The 23,185-nt window shown below is 69.5% G+C and carries 26 protein-coding genes; 5 read left to right on the top strand and 21 right to left on the bottom strand.

Annotated elements, in window-relative coordinates; translation table 11 throughout:
• Positions 1–221 precede the first annotated feature (221 nt).
• Positions 222–710: a transcriptional regulator BldD gene (gene bldD, locus SREC43747_RS0106265; RefSeq protein WP_029720298.1), complete on the top strand. Its 489-nt coding sequence runs from the start codon at positions 222–224 to the stop codon at positions 708–710.
• 77 nt (positions 711–787) lie between these two features.
• On the opposite strand, the gene nusB is transcribed toward bldD, so the two are convergent.
• The 3 genes from nusB to SREC43747_RS0106250 all read right to left on the bottom strand — a co-directional run bounded on the left by nusB (position 788) and on the right by SREC43747_RS0106250 (position 3,027).
• Positions 788–1,219, bottom strand: coding sequence for a transcription antitermination factor NusB (gene nusB, locus SREC43747_RS0106260; protein ID WP_029720297.1), 432 nt, complete (start codon positions 1,217–1,219; stop codon positions 788–790).
• A 51-nt stretch (positions 1,220–1,270) separates the two neighbouring features.
• The gene (gene efp, locus SREC43747_RS0106255; protein ID WP_029720296.1) at positions 1,271–1,837 is read right to left on the bottom strand and encodes an elongation factor P; all 567 of its coding nucleotides are present in this window, start codon (positions 1,835–1,837) and stop codon (positions 1,271–1,273) included.
• An 80-nt stretch (positions 1,838–1,917) separates the two neighbouring features.
• Entirely contained in the window at positions 1,918–3,027 is a 1,110-nt protein-coding gene (locus tag SREC43747_RS0106250) for a M24 family metallopeptidase (protein WP_029720295.1), read from the bottom strand.
• Between the two features lie 113 nt (positions 3,028–3,140).
• Between SREC43747_RS0106250 and SREC43747_RS0106245 the strand changes: the two genes are divergently transcribed.
• Positions 3,141–3,671 (top strand): methylated-DNA--[protein]-cysteine S-methyltransferase, encoded by a 531-nt coding sequence (locus tag SREC43747_RS0106245; RefSeq protein ID WP_029720294.1) that lies wholly within the window; start codon positions 3,141–3,143, stop codon positions 3,669–3,671.
• Position 3,672: 1 nt separating this feature from the next.
• Here SREC43747_RS0106245 and SREC43747_RS0106240 read toward each other — a convergent pair whose 3' ends face one another.
• The 9 genes from SREC43747_RS0106240 to SREC43747_RS0106200 form a co-directional block, all read right to left on the bottom strand.
• The gene (locus SREC43747_RS0106240; RefSeq protein WP_029720293.1) at positions 3,673–4,329 is read right to left on the bottom strand and encodes a spermidine synthase; all 657 of its coding nucleotides are present in this window, start codon (positions 4,327–4,329) and stop codon (positions 3,673–3,675) included.
• A 51-nt stretch (positions 4,330–4,380) separates the two neighbouring features.
• Positions 4,381–5,820, bottom strand: a complete 1,440-nt coding sequence (locus SREC43747_RS0106235) for a glycoside hydrolase family protein (RefSeq protein ID WP_029720292.1) — start codon at positions 5,818–5,820, stop codon at positions 4,381–4,383.
• 71 nt (positions 5,821–5,891) lie between these two features.
• Complete coding sequence (gene aroQ / locus SREC43747_RS0106230) at positions 5,892–6,323, bottom strand: type II 3-dehydroquinate dehydratase (RefSeq protein ID WP_029720291.1); 432 nt, start codon at positions 6,321–6,323, stop codon at positions 5,892–5,894.
• Positions 6,320–7,426, bottom strand: coding sequence for a 3-dehydroquinate synthase (aroB, locus tag SREC43747_RS0106225; protein WP_029720290.1), 1,107 nt, complete (start codon positions 7,424–7,426; stop codon positions 6,320–6,322). The genes aroQ and aroB overlap by 4 nt, the downstream gene beginning before the upstream one ends.
• A 46-nt stretch (positions 7,427–7,472) precedes the next feature.
• Complete coding sequence (locus SREC43747_RS0106220; RefSeq protein WP_037331456.1) at positions 7,473–7,997, bottom strand: shikimate kinase; 525 nt, start codon at positions 7,995–7,997, stop codon at positions 7,473–7,475.
• Positions 7,997–9,199, bottom strand: a complete 1,203-nt coding sequence (gene aroC / locus SREC43747_RS0106215) for a chorismate synthase (RefSeq protein WP_029720288.1) — start codon at positions 9,197–9,199, stop codon at positions 7,997–7,999. The genes SREC43747_RS0106220 and aroC overlap by 1 nt, the downstream gene beginning before the upstream one ends.
• Positions 9,200–9,242: 43 nt before the next feature.
• On the bottom strand, positions 9,243–9,854 hold the full coding sequence (locus SREC43747_RS0106210; protein ID WP_051387760.1) for a prepilin peptidase: 612 nt from the start codon (positions 9,852–9,854) through the stop codon (positions 9,243–9,245).
• A gap of 71 nt (positions 9,855–9,925) precedes the next feature.
• Positions 9,926–10,381, bottom strand: a complete 456-nt coding sequence (locus SREC43747_RS0106205) for a PTS sugar transporter subunit IIA (protein WP_029720286.1) — start codon at positions 10,379–10,381, stop codon at positions 9,926–9,928.
• Entirely contained in the window at positions 10,378–10,614 is a 237-nt protein-coding gene (locus SREC43747_RS0106200) for a PTS sugar transporter subunit IIB (protein WP_029720285.1), read from the bottom strand. The genes SREC43747_RS0106205 and SREC43747_RS0106200 overlap by 4 nt, the downstream gene beginning before the upstream one ends.
• A gap of 222 nt (positions 10,615–10,836) precedes the next feature.
• On the opposite strand from SREC43747_RS0106200, the gene SREC43747_RS0106195 reads away from it, so the two are divergent.
• Genes SREC43747_RS0106195 through SREC43747_RS0106185 form a run of 3 tightly spaced genes read left to right on the top strand, consistent with a single transcriptional unit; the run spans position 10,837 to position 13,156 of the window.
• On the top strand, positions 10,837–11,619 hold the full coding sequence (locus SREC43747_RS0106195; RefSeq protein ID WP_051387758.1) for a GntR family transcriptional regulator: 783 nt from the start codon (positions 10,837–10,839) through the stop codon (positions 11,617–11,619).
• Positions 11,616–12,845 carry a PTS transporter subunit EIIC gene (locus tag SREC43747_RS0106190; protein ID WP_037331455.1) on the top strand — a complete coding sequence of 410 codons (1,230 nt, stop codon included), beginning with the start codon at positions 11,616–11,618 and terminating at the stop codon, positions 12,843–12,845. The genes SREC43747_RS0106195 and SREC43747_RS0106190 overlap by 4 nt, the downstream gene beginning before the upstream one ends.
• Positions 12,846–12,886: 41 nt before the next feature.
• Positions 12,887–13,156 (top strand): HPr family phosphocarrier protein, encoded by a 270-nt coding sequence (locus tag SREC43747_RS0106185; protein WP_029720282.1) that lies wholly within the window; start codon positions 12,887–12,889, stop codon positions 13,154–13,156.
• 42 nt (positions 13,157–13,198) lie between these two features.
• On the opposite strand, the gene SREC43747_RS0106180 is transcribed toward SREC43747_RS0106185, so the two are convergent.
• From SREC43747_RS0106180 to SREC43747_RS0106140, 9 genes are all read right to left on the bottom strand, one after another.
• Entirely contained in the window at positions 13,199–14,050 is an 852-nt protein-coding gene (locus SREC43747_RS0106180) for a shikimate dehydrogenase (RefSeq protein ID WP_029720281.1), read from the bottom strand.
• A complete protein-coding gene (mltG, locus tag SREC43747_RS0106175; RefSeq protein ID WP_029720280.1) occupies positions 14,037–15,239 on the bottom strand; it encodes an endolytic transglycosylase MltG in 1,203 nt (400 codons plus the stop codon). The genes SREC43747_RS0106180 and mltG overlap by 14 nt, the downstream gene beginning before the upstream one ends.
• Positions 15,236–15,715: a Holliday junction resolvase RuvX gene (ruvX, locus tag SREC43747_RS0106170; RefSeq protein ID WP_029720279.1), complete on the bottom strand. Its 480-nt coding sequence runs from the start codon at positions 15,713–15,715 to the stop codon at positions 15,236–15,238. The genes mltG and ruvX overlap by 4 nt, the downstream gene beginning before the upstream one ends.
• A complete protein-coding gene (gene alaS / locus SREC43747_RS0106165; RefSeq protein WP_029720278.1) occupies positions 15,712–18,381 on the bottom strand; it encodes an alanine--tRNA ligase in 2,670 nt (889 codons plus the stop codon). The genes ruvX and alaS overlap by 4 nt, the downstream gene beginning before the upstream one ends.
• A 73-nt stretch (positions 18,382–18,454) precedes the next feature.
• Positions 18,455–18,751: a hypothetical protein gene (locus tag SREC43747_RS0106160; RefSeq protein ID WP_029720277.1), complete on the bottom strand. Its 297-nt coding sequence runs from the start codon at positions 18,749–18,751 to the stop codon at positions 18,455–18,457.
• Entirely contained in the window at positions 18,748–19,155 is a 408-nt protein-coding gene (locus SREC43747_RS0106155) for a DUF948 domain-containing protein (RefSeq protein ID WP_029720276.1), read from the bottom strand. Before SREC43747_RS0106155 ends, SREC43747_RS0106160 begins: the two co-directional genes overlap by 4 nt.
• A 134-nt stretch (positions 19,156–19,289) precedes the next feature.
• Complete coding sequence (locus SREC43747_RS0106150; protein WP_029720275.1) at positions 19,290–20,249, bottom strand: 2-hydroxyacid dehydrogenase; 960 nt, start codon at positions 20,247–20,249, stop codon at positions 19,290–19,292.
• Positions 20,250–20,288: 39 nt separating this feature from the next.
• Complete coding sequence (locus SREC43747_RS0106145) at positions 20,289–21,653, bottom strand: replication-associated recombination protein A (protein WP_029720274.1); 1,365 nt, start codon at positions 21,651–21,653, stop codon at positions 20,289–20,291.
• On the bottom strand, positions 21,650–23,173 hold the full coding sequence (locus SREC43747_RS0106140) for a SulP family inorganic anion transporter (RefSeq protein WP_236623052.1): 1,524 nt from the start codon (positions 23,171–23,173) through the stop codon (positions 21,650–21,652). The genes SREC43747_RS0106145 and SREC43747_RS0106140 overlap by 4 nt, the downstream gene beginning before the upstream one ends.
• Positions 23,174–23,185 lie beyond the last annotated feature (12 nt).

The following is a 23,185-nucleotide window of genomic DNA, read 5'->3' as shown; positions in this document are numbered from 1 at the left end:
CCGATGCCGCTGGCACCTGCTGACTGCCGAGCTACCCTGTACGCTATCAGCGATGACAGGTCAATCGTCCGGGTGGTGTGGCGCTCCTCGCCCCATCTACGCCCAAGACCAACTTGACCTGGTGACACTTGCGAGCGAACATTACTCTCCGTATTGATCTGAGCTTTACTCCCCGTTGTCAGGTATCGGCTATCGGGGCGAATGAAACGGAGAAACGCCACATGGGCGACTACGCCAAGGCGCTGGGCGCCAAGCTCCGCGCGATCCGCCAGCAGCAGGGTCTTTCGCTGCACGGCGTCGAGCAGAAGTCAGGCGGGCGGTGGAAGGCCGTGGTCGTCGGGTCTTACGAGCGCGGCGACCGCGCAGTGACCGTGCAGAAGCTGGCCGAACTGGCCGACTTCTACGGGGTTCCTGTTGCCGAGCTGCTTCCGGAGGGCCGCGTCCCCTCCGGTGCTGAGCCCGCTACCAAAGTCGTGATCAACCTGGAGCGGCTGCAGCAGCTCCCCGCTGAGAAGGTCGGCCCGCTGGCCCGCTACGCGGCGACCATCCAAAGCCAGCGCGGCGACTACAACGGCAAGGTGCTGTCGATCCGCACCGAGGACCTGCGATCCCTGGCCATCATCTACGACATGACGCCAGGCGAGCTCACCGAACAACTCATCGAGTGGGGTGTGCTGCCGCCGGAAGCCCGGCCAGCTCGAGAGGAGTGAGACGGCGCTACACCGGCATGGAAAGGGCACCTGGGCAAAAACCCCAGGTGCCCTTTTTCGTGGTCTCAGTTCGCGTCTCAGTTCGCGGTGCGGGCGGTTTTGCGGAGCTTGCCGCTGATACCCGCGATGCGCCCCAGAACGCCGTTGACGAACCGCGGTGAATCATCGGTGGACAGCGCCTTCACCAGCTCCACCGCCTCGTCGATGGCCACGGCGGCCGGCACGTCCTCGCTCCACAGCAACTCGTAGAGGCCCAGCCGCAGCACGGCCCGGTCCACCGCGGGCATCCGGGCGAGCGTCCACCCCTCGGCGTGCTGGGTCAACAGCTCGTCGATGCGCTCCCGGTTCGCCGAGACCCCTTCGACGAGGGTGATGGTGTAGTCACCGATCGGCGGTACTTCCGGAGTTCCGATCCGGTCGGCCAAGAGCGTCGCCGCATCGAGGCCGCGTTGATCAGCCTCGTAGAGGATGTCCACGGCGCGTTTTCGCGCTTTGCTCCGAGAACCCACCTCACACCCTCTTTCCAGCTGATACCGGCCCGACTGTGCCAGTCATACCCGTCATTTGGTGCTGACGCGGCTGAGGTAACGGCCGTCCCGCGGGTCGACCTTCAGCGTGTCGCCGGTGTTGATGAACAGCGGGACCTGGATTTCCGCGCCGGTCTCCAGGACCGCCGGCTTGGTGCCACCGGTCGACCGGTCGCCCTGCACGCCCGGATCGGTGTGCTCGACCTTGAGCTCGACCGCCGCGCCCAGCTCGACGTACAGCGGGTTGTCCTCGTGCCGAGCAACGACCACGTTGGTGTTCTCCAGCATGAACTTCGCGGCGTCCCCGACCACCTCGGCGGGCACCGAGACCTGGTCGTAGGTCTCGGGGTCCATGAAGTAGTACTCGCTGCCGTCGTTGTAGAGGTAGGTCATCTCCCGGCGGTCGACGTTGGCGGTCTCCACCTTCACGCCGGCGTTGAACGTGCGGTCCACCACCTTGCCGGAAGTCACGTTCTTGAGGGTGGTTCGGACGAAGGCACCGCCCTTGCCGGGTTTGACGTGCTGGAAGTTCACGACGGACCACAACTGGCCGTCGATCTTGAGCACCATTCCGTTCTTCAGGTCGTTCGTGGTCGCCACGTGGAAGTCTCCTGTGGTGATGACTGTGGGCACATTCCGTCAGCGCGCGAACCGGAGCGGCGCCCGCGCACAACAGCGCGTCAAACTGTAACGAGCTCCTTCGTCGTCAAGGTCAGGAGCTCCGGCGTGCTGGGACGCACAACCAGCGTGTCCTCGATACGGACACCCCCCTGCCCAGCCAGGTAGATACCGGGCTCGACGGTGACCGCCATCCCGGACGAGATTCTACCGTCCCCGCGCTGCGCGAGAGCTGGCGCCTCGTGGATCTCCAAGCCCACCCCGTGGCCGAGGCTGTGCAAGAAGTACTCGCCGTACCCGGCGTCTTCGATGACCTTCCGGGCGGCGGAGTCGGTTTCCCGCACGTCAGCCCCGTCCCGCACCGCTTCCCGGCCCGCTCGCTGGGCAGCGCGGACCACCTCGTAGATCTCCCGCTGCCAGTCCGCCGGTTGCCCGATCACCAGCGTGCGGGTCATGTCGGAGTGGTAGCCCTCCACCAGGGCTCCGAAATCGATCTTGACGAAATCCCCGTCCCGCAGCACGTACTGCCCCGGCCGGTGGTGCGGCACCGCGGAGTTCTCCCCCGCCGCCACGATCGTTTCGAACGACGGCCCTTCCGCACCGTGCTCGATCATCCGGGACTCCAGCTCACGAGCGACTTCCAGCTCGGTCCGGCCAGGTCGGATGCCGCCCTGCTCCACGAGATCGGCGAGCGCGCGGTCAGCGACAGCGCAAGCCTTGCGCAACGATTCGATCTCACCTTCGTCCTTGACCACCCGCAACTGCTCGACCAACCCCGGCGCCCGGACCAGCTCCACCGCTCCGAACGCGCGGTCCAGCAGGTCGAAGTGCTCCACGCTGACGTGGTGGCTTTCAAAACCCGTGCGCCGGAAGAGGGCCGCGCTGGAGGCGGCCCGCTCGGCCAGCGCCACATCGCTGGCCCGCTCGATGACCGTCGCCAAGTCCGGGACCTCCTCGCCCGCCTGGGTCAGGTAGCGGCCGTCGGTGCAGAACACGGTCCGGTCCTCGCTGTTCGGACCATCAGCCGCGTGGACCAGCAGGGCCGCGTTGGAACCGGTGAAACCGGTGAGGTAGCGGATGTTGAGCAAATTGGTCACGAGCATCGCGTCCAGCTCGCGCTCCCGGAGCAGGTTGCGAAGGGCGTGGCGGCGACGGATGTGCGTTTCTGGCATGTTTCGCAGCCTAACCGCGGCAAACCGGCAAAACCTGCCCTCGGCGCGCAGCCGGCGGAAAGCCGCCAGCGCGCCCGAGCGGAAATGTCCGACCCGCGAGCTACCGTCCGGGCATGACCGAGAAGTCCACTTGCTCCTGGCTGGAGAGCCCGGTCGGTCCGTTGACCGTCGTCGCTTCCCCGGCCGGCGTCCGGCAGATCAGCTTCGGCAGCCCCCGCGAAGTCCTGCCCGCTCACCAGGAGGAGGAACTGCTCCCCGACACCGGGTGGGCGGCCAGCGCCGCCCGGCAGCTGGCCGACTACTTCGCCGGCACCCGACGCGAGTTCACCGTCCCGGTGGACTGGACCCCGCTCACCGAGTTGCGGGCCCACGTCCTGCGCACCTTGGAAGAACTGGTCCCCTTCGGCAGCACGGTCACCTACCGGCAACTGGCCCAGCTCGCGGGTCGTCCGGAAGCCGCTCGGGCGGTCGGCACGATCCTGGCCGGCAACCCGTGCCCGCTGCTGGTGCCCTGCCACCGGGTGGTGGCCAGCAACGGCGGCCTGGGCGGGTTCAGCGGGGGTCTGGCCCGGAAGCGCCGCCTGCTGGTGCACGAAGGTGTGCTGGCACCGAGCCTGCTGGAGCTGGACCTGCTGGCCGGCTGAGCTACCTGGCCGAGCAGTACAGGTAGTAGGTCGTCTCCCGCTGCCCCAGCCGCACCGGGATGGCCACCTCCTGGCAGTCGCCGAACACCCCGGTCATGGTCTGCTCCAGCGCAGCCTCCCGGCTCGCCGACCACACCGCGACCACACCGCGCTCGGTGAGGTTGTCGCGGCACAGCTCCAGGAACCGGGCTCCGTAGATCGCCGCGTTGCGCTCGTAGACCAGATAGCCGGGGCCGTTGTCCACATCGAGCAGGATCAGGTCGTACGGGCCACCGTCCCGGTCGCGCAGGACGTCGGCGACATCGCCGACGGTGATCCGGGTCCGGGCGTCCCGCAGCGCCTCCTCGGTTTCCGGGACGAGCCCCTGCCGGTGCCAGGCCACCAAGTCGGGTTCGATCTCCGCCACCTCGGCCACCCGCACCCGAGGATCGGCCAACACCTCCCCCAGGGTGAACCCGAGCCCGAGACCCCCGATCAGCACCCGGAGGTCCGCACCGGACACCGCGGCCAAGCTCCGGCTGGCCAGCAGCCGTTCCGTTTCGGTGTGCACGGTGTCCATCACGAAGACACCGTTGACCCGCAGCTCCAGGGCACCACCCCGGCGAAGCAGTACGATCTCTCCCCGCTCTGTGCTGGCCTGCGCGACGTGACTGGTCATCCCGCCCACCGTAGCGGAGTCGGGACCCCCGATCGGAAACCGTCGCCCCGCTCAGAACCGCAGATCCCCGGCCACGGTCCGGGCGTCCCACTCGGCTGCGGAGACATCGGTCACCGGGGAGTCGTTCGCCGCCACCGCCTCCGGGGTGACCAACCACAGCCGTCCGGCATCGTCCAGCACCCCCAGCTCGCCACCGGGTGAGCGCAGCGCGGGAGCTCCCGCGGCGATGGTCGCCGCCACCCGCATCTCGTCGAGCGCGGGGACCTTCTCCGGCAACACCCGCGTCGCCAGCTCGGCAGCGACCGAGTGCCGTTCCACCCGAACTTTGACTCCATTGTGGATGATGTCCGCGGTGCGCACCGGTGAGGGGACGGCGAACCCGTTGAGCACCGCCACGGCCTGGGCGCGCTGCTGGCAGCCGCGGACTCCCACCAAGTCGATCCCGAAGTGCCGGATCTCCGTCGGAGCCGGGTTCAGCGCCGTGGCGCGCAGCAGGTCCACCGGAACGGTGCCGCACGGGTCCTCCGGCGAGACCACGGCGTGCCCGCTGCCCTGCCGCACCAGGCCCGGCCCCTCCTGCCACGCTCCCGACACCAGAACCGGCTCGTAGGGATGTCGGGTGAACTCCTTGTCCCAGAAGGTGATCGTGGTTCCTTCCGCGGTCTGGTGCGCGATCGCGAACGCCTGCAGAGCCGGCACCCACATCCAGTCCGCGCTGAAGGCGTCCACCACCGACCTGGCCCGCTTCACCTCATCGGCCGGCTGGAACCCCTCGTCGGTGAGCGCCTCCACCCGCTCGCTGAACACCGCGTCCCGGGCGCGCAGCACGAACTGGCCGGCCCCGTTCCAACCAGCACCGGACGCGGTGGTGTCGGTGAACATCAAGTAGAACCAACCGTCCAAGTAGAGCGCCGACGGCTGGCCCGCGCCGTAGACGTTCTCCCGACGCACCTCCTCGGCAGCGGTCACGATCGGCCGACCACCGGCCTCCCGCTGCCACTGCACCCCGTCCGCGCTGCTGGCCACCCCGATGGCGTTGCCGTGCGCGTGGTCACCGGCCGCCCCCGTGTAGTACAGGTAGTAGCGACCGGCCACCTTCACCACCGACGGGTCGCAGGTGTGCATCCCGTCGAACCCCCCGGGCTGCCCGGAGAAGACCGCTGTGCCGGTGGAGGCCAACACCCCGTCCTGGCCGTCCGACTCGGCGTACAGGATGTCGTCCCCGGCGGGGCCGCTCCCCGGGAGCTGGCTGCACCACCACACCCGGTACCGGCCTTCCTCCCGCAGCACCGAGGGACCGTAGTTGTACGGCGCCGCTGGCCCACCGGAGAGCACCACTCCAGCGCTGCTGCGGTAGTTCTGCGCGATGAGCCGAATCGGCGGTGGCGGACCGGTCCGGTCGGCCGATTCCCGCGAAGGGGCCCCTCCCACCGGGGCGCAGCCGACAAGCAGCACGACCGCGGCCAGCCAGCAGAACGCGGAACGAATCACCTAGCCCTCCCCCAGTGCTGCGACAGCAACACCCGCCGGGGGAACTCCCGTCCCCTCCGGCGCCCTGCCGGTCAACCGGCCTGCTCTGCCAACCACCTCAGCGCGAGCGGGTAACCGCGCACCCCCAGTCCGGCGATGACCCCGGTGGCGATGTCGGACAGGTAGCTGGTGTGCCGGAACGGCTCCCGCTTGTGCACGTTCGAGATGTGCAGCTCGATCATGGGCGCGGTGAGCTGCGCCGCCGCGTCGCGGACCGCGATGGAGTAGTGGGTCCACGCCCCCGCGTTCAACACCACGGGCCAGCCCTGGTCAGCGGCCTCGTGCAGCCACTGCACCATCTGTCCCTCGTGGTCGGTCTGCCTGACCTCGACCTCGATCCCCAGTTCCGCACCGGTCCGCTCGCACATGGCGACCAGATCGGCGTGCGTGGTGCTGCCGTAGATGCCCGGCTCCCGGGTGCCCAACCGCCCGAGGTTGGGCCCGTTCAACACCAGCACCTTCACAGCATTACCCCCGTGCTCTTCCTGCCGCCCCCGCTGACAGCAGAATACGCGGCGGCGATCAGCGACGGGTCCGGTCCTTCCAAACGCCCCGGTTTGGCCAGCCCGTCGAGCACCACGAACCGGAGGACCCCGGACCGGGTCTTCTTGTCCACCTGCATGGTTTCCAGCAGCTGGCCGAGCGCGTCCGGGTCGTACGAGGTGGGCAGCCCCAGCGAGTCGAGCACCTGGCGGTGCCGGTTGGCCGTCTCGTCGTCCAGCCGACCGGCCAACCTGGCCAGCTCCGCGGCGAACACCAGCCCCACGCTGACCGCGGCGCCGTGCCGCCAGCGGTACCGCTCCCGGCGTTCGATCGCGTGCGCCAGGGTGTGCCCGTAGTTCAGCACCTCCCGCAGGTGGGACTCCTTCAGGTCCGCCGCGACGACATCGGCCTTGACCTGCACGGAGCGCTGGACCAGCTCACCGATCACCGAGCCCGCGGGATCCACCGCCGCCTGCGGGTCGGCTTCGATGAGTTCCAGGATCCGCGGATCGGCGATGAAACCGGCCTTGACGACCTCGGCCATGCCGGCGACGAGCTCGTTGCTGGGCAAGCCTTCCAGCGTCGCCAGATCGGCCAGCACCAAGCTGGGTTCGTGGAACAACCCGACCAGGTTCTTCCCCGCATCGGTGTTGATGCCCGTCTTGCCGCCGATCGCCGCGTCCACCATGCCCAGCAAGGTGGTCGGCACGTGCACCACCCGGACCCCGCGCATCCACGTGCCGGCCACGAACCCGGCCAGGTCGGTCACCGCACCGCCGCCGAACCCCACGACGGCGCCGTTGCGGTCCATCTTGATCTTGCCGAGCACGTCCCAGCAGAAGCTGGCGACGGCCAACTCCTTGCCGTCCTCGGCGTCGGGGATCTCGACCCGGTGCGCGTCCACCCCGGCTTCGGCCAGCTCCTCCCGCACCGCCTCCACGGTGGCCGTGATGGTCGGTTGGTGGATCAGCGCGACGACCGAAGCGTCCCGCACCGCCTCCACGAGCTCACCGAGCAGCCCCCTGCCCACGACCACGTCGTAGGGCTGCTGGCTGGCAACTGTGATCCGGACCGGTTCGGTCATCCTGCTGCTTCCTCCCACATCTCGCCCGCACCCGGCATGGCGGTGCTCAGCTGCCCGCTGGGACGGTCGGCGGCAACTCGGCGGTGATCCGGTCGACCACCTCCTGCGCGGTCAAGTGGTCGGTGGCGACCTCGACCGACGCGGCCTCCCGGTACACCGGCAACCGCTGCTCGAGCAGCGTCCGGTAGGTGGCGCGCGGATTCACCCCGGCCAGCAGCGGACGTGCTGTGGACAGCCCTACCCGCTTGGCCCCTTCGGCAAGACCCACCGACAGGAAGACCACGAAGTGGTCCGCCAGCACGCGGCGGGTGCGCTCGGAGAGCACCGCCCCGCCTCCCAAGGCGAGCACCCCCTGGTGCTCCTGCAAGGCCACGGCGACCGCTTCTTCCTCCAACTTGCGGAACACGGCCTCGCCATCGGTGGTGAAGATGTCCGCTATTCGACGCCCGGTCGTGCGCTCGACGTCCTCGTCGGTGTCCCGGAAGGACACCCGCAACTGCTCGGCGAGCAGTTGGCCGACCGTCGTCTTGCCCGCTCCCGGCGGGCCGATGAGCACCACCCGAGGCGCCATCACTGCCCCTGCTCAGTCACCCGCGCCCGCAACGACGCCAGGTAGGAATCGACGTTGCTCTTCGTTTCCGGCAGGGAATCCCCGCCGAACTTCTCCAGCACCGCTTCGGCCAGCACCAGGGCCACCATCGTTTCCGCCACGACAGCCGCCCGCGGAACCGCGGTGATGTCCGAGCGCTGGTGCATGGCCTGCGCCGGCTCCCCGGTGCGGACATCCACAGTGGCCAGCGCCCGGGGAAGGCTGGAGATCGGTTTCTTGGCGGCCCGCACGACCAACGGCTCCCCGTTGGTGATGCCGCCTTCCAGACCACCGGCCCGGTTGCTGCTGCGCCGCACCCACTTCTCGCCCCCGCCGGGGAGGATCTCGTCGTGCGCCCGGCTGCCCCGTCGGTGCGCGTTCGCGAAGCCGTCGCCGATCTCCACGCCCTTGATGGCCTGGATGCTCATCAGCGCACCCGCCAAGCGGGCGTCGAGCTTGCGGTCCCAGTGCACGTGCGAACCGATGCCCGGCGGCAGCCCGTAGGCGATGACCTCCACCACCCCGCCGAGCGTGTCACCGTCCTTCTTGGCGGCCTCCACCTCGGCCATCATCCGTTCGGTGACCTCGTCGCCGAACGCCCGCACCGGGTTCTCGTCGATCGCCGCCAGGTCTTCCGGACGCGGCAGGAGGTCCACCTCGTTGGTGACCCCGCCCAGGCTGACCACGTGGCTGACGATCTCCACCCCGAGCAGCTGCTGCAGGAACCGGCGGGCGACGGTGCCGACCGCCACCCGGGCCGCGGTCTCCCGGGCCGAAGCGCGCTCCAGGACCGGCCTGGCCTCGTCGAAGCCGTACTTCTGCATGCCGGCCAGGTCCGCGTGCCCCGGGCGGGGCCGGGTCAGCGGCTCGTTGCGGGCCAGCGAAGCCAGCTCCTCGGCCGGGACCGGATCGGCCGCCATCACCTTCTCCCACTTGGGCCACTCGGTGTTGCCGATGCGGATGGCCACCGGGCCGCCTTGGGTGCGACCGTGCCGGATGCCGCCGATGATCTCCAGCTCGTCGGCCTCGAAGTTCATCCGCGGGCTGCGTCCGAAGCCAAGCTTGCGCCGCTCGAGCTGGTACGCGATGTCCTGAGAGGTGACCTCCACCCCGGCCACCATGCCTTCGAGCACCGCCACCAAGGCAGGCCCGTGCGATTCTCCAGCGGTCATCCAGCGCAGCACACCTAAGATCCTGCCACGCCAGCCGCGGCGCCACGGCGCTGGGTCAGGGCCACCCGCCCACCAGCGCGGGAAAAGCGGTGCTCACCCAGGCCGGGGCCAACATCAACGGTCCGTGGGGCACCGAGCGGTTCCGCTGCCGGGCGACGAGCAGGGTCAGCACGGCCGCCGCCAACATCGTTCCCAGCACCGCGGCGAACGAAACCGCTCCGGTCACCAGGCCCAGGCTGCCGGCGAGCTTGACGTCTCCCGCCCCCAACGACCCCGGCAGCACCACGCGCACCAACAGGTACGCCCCGGCGAACAGCAGCGCTCCGACCAGAGCTGGCAGCGCCCGCGCCGGCTGCTGGCAAGCCATCAACCCCACCAGCGCGGCCGCGACCGGGTAGGCCGGCAACGTGAGGAAGTCCGGCAACCGCCGGACGAGCAGATCGCAAACGGCCAGCAGCACCGCGAACCAGCCGGTCACCAGCGGAACCGGCATCCACCACCAGGGCAAACCGGTCAGCAGCGCACCCGCTGCGGCCATCGCCCACAGCAGCGCCACCGCGATCTCGCAGCACCAGCCGGGCGCACGGATCCCGCGCCGCACCCGCCCCAACAAGCACCGACCTGCTGCTCCGGCCGCGAACCCGGCGGCCGCGAAGAAGACCACCACACCGGGATCCTCGCCCCCGGACCGGCCCGAGCAGGCGCACCGCGGGGCGGAACGCGCGCGTGTCGGCCGACCTAGCCGTCCACCGAGAACAGCGGGTCGCCGAACAGCACCTGGCCGTCCTCCCGGATGTCGGCCAGGGCTTCCGGCGCCATGTCCAAAGCCACCACCGGGCAGACCGCCGAATAGCCGTGCGACTCCACCTTCGCCGGATCCCAGCTCGCGATCTTCTGTCCGGCGCGCACCGCATCGCCCTTGGCGACGTGCAGGGTGAACCCCTCGCCCTTCAACTTGACCGTGTCGATCCCCAAGTGGACCAGGATCGCCGTCCCGGACGCCGCCTTGATCACGAAGGCGTGCGGGTGCAGGGTCTCCACGGTGCCGTCGATCGGCGCGACCGCATCGCTGGGACCTCCCGTGGGCCGGACCGCCGTTCCCGGCCCGACCATGGCCTGGGAGAACACCGGGTCCGGCACATCGGTCAGCGGCAGCGCCAGCCCCTCGACCGGGCTTCCTACCTCCAGGCTCACAGCAGATCCTCGATGTCCTCGGCGATCGTGTCGGCCTCCGGACCGACCACGACCTGAACCACTGAACCCTGCAGCACCACCCCGTGCGCTCCAGCGTCCTTCAGCGCCTTCTCGTCGACCTTCGAACCGTCCTCGACCTCGCAGCGCAGCCGGGTGATGCAGGGCTCGATCTCCACCACATTATCCCCGCCACCGAGCGCGGCCAGGATCGCCGCCGCCTTGTCCTGAGCCACCCCGTGCTCCCTTCTTCAACCTCGAGTGCGGGACATGCCGCACCGACGATCTTGCGCTGACGAATGTCGATGCGGCAACGAGACCGGGGGCATCTTGACACCCGTTCGAGTACAGCGCATCGTTCGCACACCTGGTTCAGACCGGACAGTACCAACACGGCGCCAGGCGAACACCGGCGTGCTGAGCAAAACTCGCCATGCCGGGACAACACTGGAGGGAACGTGAAGAGTGGGCCAACCTCGACCACCCGACACCAGAACTTGCCTGCCGGTCCTGTCCCCAAGCACGTGCAGTTGCGGGAAATCCTCCGAGAACTGGTCCTGAGCGGGCAGTTCCCCGGAGGCCAGCTGCCCTCGGAGCGCGTCCTGGCCGACCGCTACGGGGTTTCCCGGATCACCGTGCGCACCGCCATCGAACAGCTCATCGCGGACGGTCACGTGATCAGGATCCGCGGTCGGGGGACCTTCACCACCCAAGCGGTGGGCCGGGCCCAGCTCTGCTCGGTCACCGAGCGAGCCGCCCAGCAGGGCGTGCACCTGCAGACGAAGGTCCTCGGGACCGCGGAAACCACCCCGCCCGCGACGATCGCGGAAGCGCTCGGACTGGCGGACGGCCAGCCGGCGTACCAGGTGCGCCGGCTGCGCATCGCGGACGGCGTCCCGATGGCCGTCGAAAGCGGCTGGTACCCCCCGGACGTCGTGCCAGGACTGCTCGACCACGACCTCACCGGTTCGCTCTACGGTCTGCTCGACCAGGTGTACGGAGTGCAGTTGGTCGGCGGCACCCAGACCGTGGCCGCGGAACGCGCCTGCGCCACGACGAGCCAGTTGCTCGACGTCGAACCGGGAAGCCCCGTGCTGGTGGTGCACCGGGTCACCTGGACCGCGCAGCGCCCCGTCGAGGACACCACTTCCTGGTGCCGGAACGACAAGTACCAGGTGACGATCCAGCTGGACCGGCACAGCCAGTCCGGTCCCGAGCCACTGAGCAGGAGGTTCACATGAGCACCAGAGCCGCCACATCGGACGGCGGGAACAACAGAGGGCTGGCTGTGCTGCAACGCCTCGGCCGGAGCCTGATGCTGCCGATCGCAGTGCTGCCCGCCGCGGCCATCCTGCTCCGGTTGGGCCAGGACGACCTGCTCGGCGCGATCCCGGCGCTGGCCACCCCGGCCGAGATCATCAGCTCCGCCGGCGGCGCCCTCTTCGACAACCTGCCGCTGCTGTTCGCCATCGGTGTCGCGATCGGTTTCGCGAAGAAGGCCGACGGCTCCACCGCGCTCGCCGCCGCCGTCGGCTACCTGGTGCTCTCCGGGGTGATGTGGGCGATCACCGGGCAAGAAGCCGGAACCGCCTACAACGAAGGCCCGTACGGGGTGCTGGGCGGCATCATCGCCGGGCTGACCACGGCCTGGCTGTGGCAGCGCTACCACCGCTTGAAGCTGCCCGCCTACCTGGCCTTCTTCGGCGGCCGGAGATTCGTGCCGATCATCACCGCGGTCACCATGCTGGTGATCGGAGTGGTGCTCGGCCTGCTGTACCCGCTGTTCGACGCCGGGCTGACCGCTTTCAGCGACCTGATCGCCCAGCAAGCGGTGATCGGCGGCGGCCTGTACGGACTGGTGAACCGGCTGTTGATCCCGCTCGGTCTGCACCACATCCCGAACAACGTGGTGTGGTTCCTCTTCGGCGACTACCAGGGGACGAAGGGGGACATCAACCGGTTCTTCGAAGGCGACCCCACCGCCGGGACGTTCATGACCGGCTTCTTCCCGATCTTCATGTTCGCCCTGCCGGCCGCGGCCCTGGCGATCTGGCGCAGCGCCCGCCCGGACCAGCGCAAAGCCGTCGGCGGGGTGATGTTCTCGGTCGCCTTGACCGCGTTCCTGACCGGGGTCACCGAACCGCTCGAGTTCACCTTCATCTTCGTCGCCTGGCCGCTGCTGGTGATCCACGCGGTGCTGACCGGGAGCTGCCTCGCGCTGGTGAACGCCCTGGACATCCACTCCGGATTCGTCTTCTCCGCCGGCGCCATCGACTACCTGCTGAACTTCGGGATCTCGCAGAGGTCCCTGTGGCTGATCCCGATCGGTCTGGGGTACGCGATCGTCTACTACGTGGTGTTCCGCTTCGTGATCACGAAGTGGAACCTGCGCACCCCCGGCAGGGAGACCGACGACACCTCCGCTTCCGGGGCCTCGGACGAGTCAGTGGGCACCACCAACAAGTAAAGGTGGTAGGGGCAATCACCAACGACAGGAATGGAGAGGACATGCCCGAACGGCGGGTAACCGTGGGCAGCAAGGTCGGCCTGCACGCGCGGCCGGCAGCGCTCGTCTGCAAAGCGGCCGCCGCCCAACCGGTGGAGATCACCATCCGCAAGGACGGCGTCGACCCCGTGTCCGCGGACAGCATCCTCGGGCTGATGACGCTGGGCGCCGAGTTCGGCGACGAAGTGGTCCTCACCGCCGAAGGGAGCGGTGCGGACGAAGCGCTCGACGAGCTCGCCGAACTCATCAGCTCCGAGCTCGACCAGCAGTAGCGGGGCCACCGCGGCCGGAGGAGCCGGGTGCGCCCGCCCGCGTCACAGCGGCAGCGGCACCTGGTTCCCGGTCGCCTCGGCCAGCGCGTCCCGCATCGCTTCCTTCGGGGCAGCGCGACCGGTGAACTGCTCGACCTGCCCGAAAGCCTGGTGCAGCAGCATGTCCAGCCCGGTGGCGATCCGCCCACCGGCGGTGTGCACCGCCTCGGCCAGCGGAGTTGGCCACGGGTGGTAGACCACGTCGAGCACGCACTCCGCGGCCCGCGCCAGCTCGTCCGCCTGCTCGTCCAGCACCCCCGCAGGCAGCGTGGACACCACCACGTCCGCCTGCGCGGCGAGCCGGGGGATGTCACCGCTGAGCCGCTCCACCCTGGCCTGAACACCGACCCGCTCGGCGGTCCGCAGCGCATCAGCCGCTCTCGCCGGCTCCCGGACCGCCAGCACGACGTCGGTGACCCCGAGCTCGGCGAAAGCCGCCAACGTCGCAGCCGCGGTGCCACCGGCCCCCAGGATCAAGCCCGAACCGCCACTCGAGAAACCGCCGGCGTGCCGCAGCGCGCCGACCACACCATCCACGTCGGTGCAGTCAGCGGACCAGCCGTCTTCCCCGCGCACCAGGGTGTTGGCCGCGCCGACGGCAGCGGCCCGGGCGCTCACCTCGTCCGCCACCCGCAGCGCGGCCTTCTTGCCCGGCATGGTGACCGAAAGCCCCACCCACTCCGGACCGAGGCCCGCCACGAAGGGCTCGAGCCCAGCAGCGTCCACCTCGAACCGCTCGTAGGTCCACTCCGGCAACCCCAGGGACGAATAGGCCGCCTGGTGCAGGACCGGCGACAGCGAATGCGCTATCGGAGACCCGAGCACCGCTGCCCGCCTCGGCTCAGAAGGCGCCACGTTCCTGTGCCTCCCTGATGTAGTTCTCGTGCTCCTCCTGGGTCTCGGCGAAGCACGAAGTTCCATCCGGATAGCACTTCACGAAGTACTTCCACGGACCGTCCGCCGGCTTGAGGGCCGCGGCAATGGCTTCCTTGCTGGCGGCGGAGATCGGCGTGGGCGGCAGACCGTAGTTCAGGTAGGTGTTGTACGGTCCGGGCCGCTGCCGGTCCTCCGCCTTGGTCAGCAAGCTCGGCTTGTCCAGCGGATAGTTGATCGTCGAGTCCAGGCCGAGCTGCATCGCGGGCGGCTCGAGCCTGTTGTAGATCACGCGGGAGATCTTCGTGAAGTCCCCTTCGATGCCTTCGCTCTGCACCAGGGAAGCGATGATGAGGACTTCGTACGGCGAATACCCGGTCTCCTCCGCCGCCTGCGGCAGTCCGGCCGCCTCCATCACGGCCGCGGAGCTGGTGATCACCTCGCGGAGCACCTGCTCAGCCGATTCGCCGGGGCGCACGTCGTAGACGCCGGGCATGATCAGGCCTTCCAGCCGTCGATGCGGCTCGGCCTGGGAAGCCTCCTCCAGCGCCCACTCCGGAACCCCCAGCGCAGCGAGATCAGCGGTCTCCGCAACGCGGTGCATCTCCTCGGACGTGGTGCAGTCGCCGTTGGTGCCCACGCAGGTGGCTTCCGCGAGTCGGGTGAGCACGCCCGGGGTGGTCTTCCCGTCCGGGGCCAGCTGGTCCTCCAGCCGCATCCCGCCGCGGACCTCCACCCGGCCGACCTTGGCCTCCGGTGACATGATCCGCTCCACCGCGGCAGCACCGGACATCTGGGCGCGCATCAGGTAGAAGCCCGGTTGGATGCCGTTGATGCCCGGGTGGTTCTTGGCCGCTTCCACGAAGGCCTTGGCGCTGGCCACCACGTCCTTCTCGGCCAGGGTGCTGCCGATGGCGCTGACGGTGTCCCCGGACTCGACCTCGATGACGACTTCACCGGTGCCCGGCCCGTCGTAGTCCTCGTAGGAACCGATGCCCATCAGCTGGCTGGCGCCGTAGAGGACGCCACCGCCAACCAGCAAGAGCACGAAGATCCCGGCGACAGCAGTCACCATCCGGCGCCGCTTGCGGCGGCGGAACTGCTCCGGGTCGGAGGGGCGTTCCAGCGGTTCGGCGGGGTCATCGGCGAACAATCCGAGATCATCGTTCACGAAAGATCCTCTCGTGTCCTCTGCCCCCGGGTATCCAACCACGTCTGCAGGATTTCAACGGCAGCCGCTTGGTCCACCACGGCCCGCTGCTTCTTCCCGCGCACCCCGCGCTTGGACAGCATCCGGCTCGCCGAAACGGTGGTCAACCGCTCGTCCACGAAACGCACCGGCACCGGAGCGATCCGCTCCGCCAACGCGTCCCCGTAAGCCTTCGCTGCTTCAGCGGCAGGGCCGTGCCGGCCCGCCAGCGTCATCGGCAGGCCGACCACAACCTCCACGACTTCGTGCTCCTCGACGAGGCTGGCGAGTTGAGCGAGGTCGCTCTCCCCGGCCTCGTCGCGCCGCAGCGTGATCAGCGGAGTCGCGAGCACCGGGGACGGGTCGCTCAAGGCGACCCCGACCCTGACCGCCCCGACGTCGATTCCGAGCCGGCGACCAGGCCCTGGACCCGGCAGCTCCCCGGGTCGCCCGGTCACCCGCTGACCACCTCGCTCAGTTCCTTGCGCAGCGCGGCGATCGCCGCCTTGACACCGGCCGGGTTGGAGCCGCCGCCCTGCGCCATGTCGGGCTTGCCGCCGCCACGGCCCTCGAGCTCGCCGGCGAACGACGGCACCAGCTTGCCGGCCGCCAGGCCCTTGTCCTGACCGGCTTCGTTGACCCCGACCACGAAGTTGACCTTGGAGTCGTTGGGGGAGAACAGCGCCACCACGGCCGGCCGGGACCCGAGCCGGTTGCGGACTTCGCTGGCCAGCGCCCGCAGCGCGGAACCGTCCACCCCGTCGGCCACCTGCTCGGCGACCAGGGTGACGCCGTTGACGTCCGTCCCCTTGTCGGCGAGCTCCCCGGCCGAGCTCAGGACCTGCTGCACCCGCAGCTGCTTCAGCTCCTTCTCCGCGTTCCGCAGCCGGGTCACCACGTTCTCGATCCGCTCCGGCAGATCGCTCACCGGCACCTTGAACTGCTCGGCCAGCTGGGTCACCAGCATGTGCTCCATGCTGATGTGCCGCATGGCGTCCATGCCGACCAGGGCTTCCACCCGGTGCACGCCCGAACCGACGGAGGAGTCCGAGACCAGCTTGACCACACCGAGCTGGCCGATGCGCGGCACGTGGGTGCCACCGCACAGCTCCCGGGAGTAGTCACCCATGTCGACCACGCGCACCTGGTCGCCGTACTTCTCCCCGAACAGGGCGATCGCACCGAGCTCCATCGCCCGGTCCATCGTGGTCACGTAGGCCTGGACCTCGACGTCGGTCTGCAGGTAGTCGTTGACCTCCTGCTCGACCTCCACCAGCACGTCGTTGGACACCGCGGCGGGCGTGGTGAAGTCGAAGCGCATCCGGCCGGGCTCGTTCAGCGAACCCGCCTGCGCCGCCCGCTTGCCGTAGGCACCGCGGACCGCCGCGTGCACCAGGTGCGTCGCCGAGTGGGAGCGGGCGATCGCCTGCCGGCGGTTCACGTCGACAGCCGCCTCCAGGGTGGTGTCGACGCCCAGTTCGCCCTCCACGACCTTCGCCCGGTGCACGAAGAGCCCCGGCACCGCGCGCTGGACGTCCACGACCTCGACCGCCACCCCGGGGCCGACCAGCCGACCGGTGTCGGCGATCTGACCACCGCCCTCCGCGTAGAAGGGGGTGCGGTCCAGCACCAGCTCGACCTCGGTGCCCGCCGAGGCAGTCCGGGCCGGCTGACCGTTCACCAGGATGCCGAGCACCCGGCTGTGCGACTGCAGATCGGTGTAGCCGATGAACTCGGTGGTGCCGTGCTCGTCCAGCAGCGCGCGGTAGGTGGAGAGGTCGCCGTGGCCGGTCTTGCGCGCCTTGGCGTCCTCCTTGGCCCGCCGGCGCTGCTCGGCCATGAGGTTCCGGAAGCCTTCCTCGTCCACCGACAGCCCCTGCTCGGCGGCCATCTCCAGGGTGAGGTCGATCGGGAACCCGTAGGTGTCGTGCAGCTGGAACGCCTTGTCCCCGGACAACTGCTTCTTGCCGGCCTTCTTGGTCTCCTTGACCGCGAGGTCGAAGATGCGGGAGCCGGCGCTCAGCGTGGCGAGGAACGCCTCCTCCTCCTTGTTCATCACCGACTCGATCCGGTCGAACTCGGTGACCAGTTCGGGGTAGCTGGGCGCCATCGCGTCCCGCACGACCTTGCTGAACTCGCCGAGCACCGGCTCGCGCACCCCGAGCAGGCGACTGGAGCGGATGATCCGGCGCAGCAGGCGGCGCAGCACGTAGCCGCGGGTCTCGTTGCTCGGGGTGACGCCGTCACCGACGAGCATCACGCCGGACCGGGCGTGGTCGGCGATCACCCGGAAGCGGACGTCGTCCTCCGGGTTGTCCCCGTAGCGGCGACCGGACAGCTCCTCGGCCTTGGCGATGACCGGGCGCACCAGGTCGGTCTCGTAGACGTTGTCCACGCCCTGCAGCAGGCAGGCGACGCGCTCCAGCCCCATCCCGGTGTCGATGTTCTTGGTGGGCAGCTCGCCCACCACCGGCGCGCCTTCCTTCGGACTCCGCTCCCCGCGGATGTCCTGCATGAACACCAGGTTCCAGATCTCGATGTAGCGGTCCTCGTCCACGACCGGGCCGCCTTCCCGGCCGTACTCCGGACCGCGGTCGTAGTAGATCTCCGAGCACGGACCGCCGGGGCCGGGAACGCCCATGTCCCAGTAGTTGTCCTTGGCGTCCCGGGCCTGGATGCGCTCCGCCGGGAGCCCAGCGATCTTCTTCCACAGCTCGGCGGCTTCGGGGTCGTGCTCGTAGACCGTGACCCACAGCCGTGCCGGGTCGAAGCCGTAGCCGCCTTCCGACTGCGGCTTGGTGACCAGGTCCCAAGCGGCCTCGATGGCGCCTTCCTTGAAGTAGTCGCCGAACGAGAAGTTGCCCGCCATCTGGAAGAACGTGTTGTGGCGGGTGGTCTTGCCCACTTCATCGATGTCACCGGTGCGCACGCACTTCTGCACGCTGGTGGCCCGCGGGTACGGCGCCGGCGCGTCCCCCAGGAAGTACGGCTTGAACTGGACCATCCCGGCGTTGACGAACAGCAGCGTCGGGTCGTCGAGGATCAGCGACGCGCTCGGCACGACGGTGTGCCCGCGGCTGCGGAAGTGCTCGATGAATCGATTCTTGATCTCGTGGGTCTGCACGGTGAATCCTTGCTGGGCTCGGTATGGGACACGGCTGCGGTTGCGGCGGGGCGCCGAGGTGCGCGGGCACCGGTCAGCGACCCGCCCTGCGAGCTCGATAACCGCTGTCCGCCCGGGGCTCGCCAACCACCCGCTGGGCGGAGCCGTCCTTGCTGTGATCGATGACGTGCTGGAGTTCCCGCTCCCGCTCCTGCATACCCGCCCGCACTTCAGCACCGAACGTGCCGACGGCATTGGCGAGTTCGCGCATCGCGCCCCCCAGCTGCTCGGCCATGCCCGCGGGGGTGGCCTTGCGGGCGGTCTCGTTGACCTTTCGGGTCAGCGCAACTCCGGCCGCTATCCCGGCACCGAACCAGAACAGGCGCCTCACTTGCGCCCCCCTTTACCCTTCCGGCGGAAACTCCTGCCAGCGGGCTCCTGCTTCCGCTTGCGGCGACCCCGCAGCGCTTTGCTCACTCCGTAAGAGAAGGCTGCGGTCTTCACCAACGGCCCTCCCAGTGTAGCCGTGAACAGCGAGGACAACGCCGAGACGTTGCCACTGATGGTCTTGGCGTTGGCGGTGATGCCGTCCACCCGCTCCAACTGGGTGTTCACGTGGCTGATCGTCGAATTGGCGTTGGTGAAGATCGGCTCAGAGTTCTCGTGCGCCTTCCGGATCGCGATGGTCGCCTCGTCCAGCGTGCGGCCGAGCTTGACCAGCGGGATCGCCAGCAGCACGACCAGCAGCACGAACGCACCTGCTGCGATCAGCGCGGCGATCTGCGTGGGCGTCACGTGCCCTCCTGTGTTCCACGTCGTTCCTGCCACCGGCGTGCACGCACAACCCGGTGTGTTGATCGAGGGTCAGGTTACCGTTGACCGCCCGACAGCTCGCACCCGAGGTAACTCGTTGGGAACGCACCGGCGCATCATGCCCGGACCGGGGTCAGCGGCTCGTCGCCGGACAGCACCGCGGCCACGTTGCGAGCCGCCAGTTCCGCCATCGACGTGCGGGTTTCAGTGGTGGCCGACCCCAGGTGCGGCACCACGACCACGTTGTCCATCTCCAGCAGTTCCGGTTCCACCTGCGGTTCGCGCTCGAAGACGTCCAGCGCGGCACCCGCGATGCGCCGCTCCTGCAGCACCTTGACCAGGGCTTTTTCGTCCACCACGGCGCCGCGGCTGGTGTTGACCAGGAACGCGCTCGGCTTCATCAGCTCCAGCGCCCGCTGATCGATCAGGTGATGGGTCTGCTCCGTCAGCGGGCAGTGCAGGGACACCACGTCGGAGCTGCTCAGCAGCTCGTCCAGCGGCAAGTGGTACACACCCAGCTCGGCTTCCAGCTGCTCCGGCAGCGGTCGACGGCTGTTGTAGACGACCTTCATGCCGAAAGCCCGCGCACGCCGGCAGACCGCGCGGCCGATCCGGCCCATCCCCACGATGCCGAGCGTCTTGTGCTGCAGCCCGGTGCCGAGCATGAACCCGAGGTGGAACGACCACGGTCGCCGGGCCCGCAGCAGCCGTTCGCCCTCGCCCAGCCGACGGGTCACCATCAGCATCAACCCGATCGTCAGATCGGCGGTCGCATCGACCAGCACCCCAGGGGTGTTGGTGACGGTGACGCCCCGGGCGGCCGCGGCGGCCACGTCGATGTTGTCGTAACCCACCCCGACGTTGGCGACCACTTCCAGTTGCGGACCGGCCGCGGCGAGCAGCTCCTGGTCCACCTTGATGTGCACCATCGACACCACCGCGTGCGCGCCGCGGACCGCATCGCGCACCTGCTCCGGTGCCAGCTGGCCCTGGTGGACTTCCACCTCGCCCGCCTGGCGCAGGATGTCCAGCGCCGGCTCCGGAAGCCAGCCCGTCACCACGATGCGCTTGCTCACCCGCTACCTCCCTGCCACGGACAATCGCTCCAGCGCGGCTCATCCGCGCTCGTGATCACCGCGAATGATTCCACGCAGCTTCGGCACCCGATCCGCCAAGGTGCGCTCCGCCCCGCGCGAGCTCGGCTGGTAGTAGTCGCGGCCGACCAGATCGTCCGGCGGGTACTGCTGGGCCAGCACCCCCTCCGGGCGGTCGTGCGGGTAGCGGTAGCCCTGGGCGTGGCCGAGCCGGGCAGCACCCGAGTAGTGCCCGTCCCGCAGGTGCGGCGGCACCGAGCCCCCCTTGCCGGCGCGCACGTCGCTGATCGCCTGGTCGATCGCGGTGATGACCGAGTTGGACTTCGGTGCCGTCGCCAGGTGGATGGTCGCCTGCGCCAGCGCGAGACGCCCCTCGGGCATGCCGATGAACTGCACGGCGTGCGCCGCTGCGACCGCGGTCTGCAGCGCCGCCGGATCGGCCATGCCGATGTCCTCGCTCGCGTGCACCACCAACCGGCGGGCGATGAACCGCGGGTCCTCCCCGGCTTCGATCATCCGCGCCAGGTAGTGCAGAGCAGCGTCCACATCGGAGCCGCGAATGGACTTGATGAACGCGCTCGCCACGTCGTAGTGCTGGTCCCCGGTGCGGTCGTACAGCACAGCCGCCCGGTCCACCGTAGCCTCCACGGTCGCCAGGTCGATGGTCGCGCTGCCGGTGGACAGCGCGGATTCCGCGGCGGCCTCCAACGCGGTCAGCGCTCGCCGGGCGTCCCCGCCGGAGAGGGCCAGCAGGTGGTCCTCGGCCTCCTGGGTCAGCTGCACCGCACCGGCCAACCCGCGCTCGTCCGCGACCGCCCGCCGCAACAGCTCGCGCACGTCTTCGTCACCGAGACTGCGCAGCTGCAGCACCAGCGACCGGGACAGCAGCGGCGCGACCACGGAGAAGGACGGGTTTTCCGTGGTCGCGGCCACCAGCAGCACGGTCCGGTCCTCCACCGCCCCGAGCAAGGCGTCCTGCTGCGTGCGGGAGAAGCGGTGCACCTCGTCGATGAACAGCACCGTGGCCTCGCCGGAGCGCCCCAACCGCCGACGGGCCTCGGTGATCACCGACCGGACTTCCTTGACCCCGGCCGAGAGCGCGGACAGCGCCACGAAATGCCGGCCGGTCGCCTGGGAAACCAAGTTCGCCAAGGTGGTCTTGCCGGTACCGGGCGGCCCGTACAGCAGCACCGAGGCCGGGGTCGCTCCTTCCACCAGGCGGCGCAGCGGGGCACCGGGCCGCAGCAGGTGGTCCTGGCCGACGACCTCGTCCAACGTGCGCGGCCGCATCCGCACCGCCAGCGGTGCGTTCTCGGCCAGCCGGTCCCCGGCCCGAGCATCGGCGTCAGCGCCGAACAGTCCCTCGTCGAACAGGCCCTCACTCACCCAACCGACGCTACCGGCCGTTCCGGTTGTTCGGCCTGCCCGGGCAGCGCGATTTCGACCTTGTCGTCACCGCGTTGCTGCGCCCACTGGTGGACCGCCTGGTGGCAGGCCTGGTCCAAGTACCGCAGCGGCCGCATGTCCAGGTGCACGTGCTTGTGCTCGGGCACCCGCTCCAGGTGCTCCAGCAGGCGGGGCAGCCGCAGGAACGTCGCGTTGCCGTTGAAGGCGATCCGCACGTGGTCGTCGTGGTGCTCGGCTTCCACGCTGAACCGGGACACCTCCACCGCCGTTTTCAGCACGGCCACCGCCAACCCGGCCAAGGTGCCGACCAGCAGATCGGTGCCCACGATCATGCCGGCGGTGAACACCAGCACCAGCCCCTCGGAGCGGCTCTGGCGCAGCAGCGCCACGGCCTCCCGGGGGTTGAGCAGCTTCCAGCCCGCCTCGATCAGCAGCGCCGCCAGGACGGCGAGCGGGATGAAGCCCAGCACACCGGGCAGCAGCGCCACGAACAGCAGCAGCCACACCCCGTGCAGCACCCGGGCCATCTTGGTCCGCGCACCGGCCCGGACGTTGGCCGCGCTGCGCACGATCACCGCCGTCATCGGGAGCGCGCCGAGCAAACCGCACACCGCGTTGCCCACGCCCTGCGCGACGAGTTCCTTGTTGTAATCGGTCTTCGGCCCCTCGTGCAGCTGGTCCACCGCCACTGCGCTGAACAAGCTCTCCGCCGAGGCGATCAGCGCGAACGCCACCATGGAGGCCAGCAGCGCGGGGGTGGCCAACGCCCCGTCCAGCACGATGGGGTTGAAGGCGTCCACCAGCGAACCGACTTCCACTTTGGACACCGGGAGTCCAGTGGCGAGCGCGAGCGCGCTCATCAGCACGACGGCGATCAGGGCCGCCGGCACCAACCGCAAGCGGGAAGGCGTCCTCTGCCACAGGCCGAGCACCACCAGCGTGCCCACCGCCAGCAGGAGCCCGGCCTGGCCTTCCGGAGTGGTGGCGGTGTCGACCAGCAGCTGCGGCAGGCCGAGGATCTTGTCCACGGTCTCCTGCGGCGCCGGCTGACCGCTGACCGAGTAGACCTGACCGAGGATGAGGACCAGGCCGATACCGGTGAGCATCCCCTTCACCACCGACGGGGAGATCGCCCGGAACCAGATCCCCAACCTGGTCAGGCCGAGCAGGACCTGGAGGATCCCGGCGCCGAGCACGATGAGCCCCAGCGCCGACAAGCCGTGCTCGTTCACCGCGGAAGCGACCAGCACGGTGAGCCCCGCAGCGGGACCGCTCACCTGCATCGTGCTGCCGGGCAGCGCCCCGACGACGAGCCCGCCCACGATGCCGGTGATGATGCCGAGCTCAGCCGGCACCCCGGAAGCGACCGCCACCCCGACGCACAACGGCATGGCGACCAGGAAAACCACCAGAGAAGCCGTCAGATCAGCGGCGATGGCCTCTTTCGACCAGCGCGGGATCGCGAGCCGGCCACGGGCCGGTTCGGTCTTGTTGTTCACTTAGCACTCCAC

The organism is Saccharopolyspora rectivirgula DSM 43747 (assembly GCF_000497205.1).
Taxonomy (GTDB): Bacteria; Actinomycetota; Actinomycetes; order Mycobacteriales; family Pseudonocardiaceae; genus Saccharopolyspora; species Saccharopolyspora rectivirgula.
This window is presented reverse-complemented; position numbering and strand designations above follow the sequence as displayed.

What these genes read in the sequence shown, in the direction of transcription:
- bldD (WP_029720298.1), top strand. Translation starts at nt 222, where the DNA reads ATGGGCGACTACGCCAAGGCGCTGGGCGCCAAGCTCCGCGCGATCCGC.
- SREC43747_RS0106250 (WP_029720295.1), bottom strand. Translation starts at nt 3,027, where the DNA reads ATGCCAGAAACGCACATCCGTCGCCGCCACGCCCTTCGCAACCTGCTC.
- SREC43747_RS0106245 (WP_029720294.1), top strand. Translation starts at nt 3,141, where the DNA reads ATGACCGAGAAGTCCACTTGCTCCTGGCTGGAGAGCCCGGTCGGTCCG.
- SREC43747_RS0106240 (WP_029720293.1), bottom strand. Translation starts at nt 4,329, where the DNA reads ATGACCAGTCACGTCGCGCAGGCCAGCACAGAGCGGGGAGAGATCGTA.
- aroB (WP_029720290.1), bottom strand. Translation starts at nt 7,426, where the DNA reads ATGACCGAACCGGTCCGGATCACAGTTGCCAGCCAGCAGCCCTACGAC.
- SREC43747_RS0106220 (WP_037331456.1), bottom strand. Translation starts at nt 7,997, where the DNA reads ATGGCGCCTCGGGTGGTGCTCATCGGCCCGCCGGGAGCGGGCAAGACG.
- SREC43747_RS0106190 (WP_037331455.1), top strand. Translation starts at nt 11,616, where the DNA reads ATGAGCACCAGAGCCGCCACATCGGACGGCGGGAACAACAGAGGGCTG.
- SREC43747_RS0106185 (WP_029720282.1), top strand. Translation starts at nt 12,887, where the DNA reads ATGCCCGAACGGCGGGTAACCGTGGGCAGCAAGGTCGGCCTGCACGCG.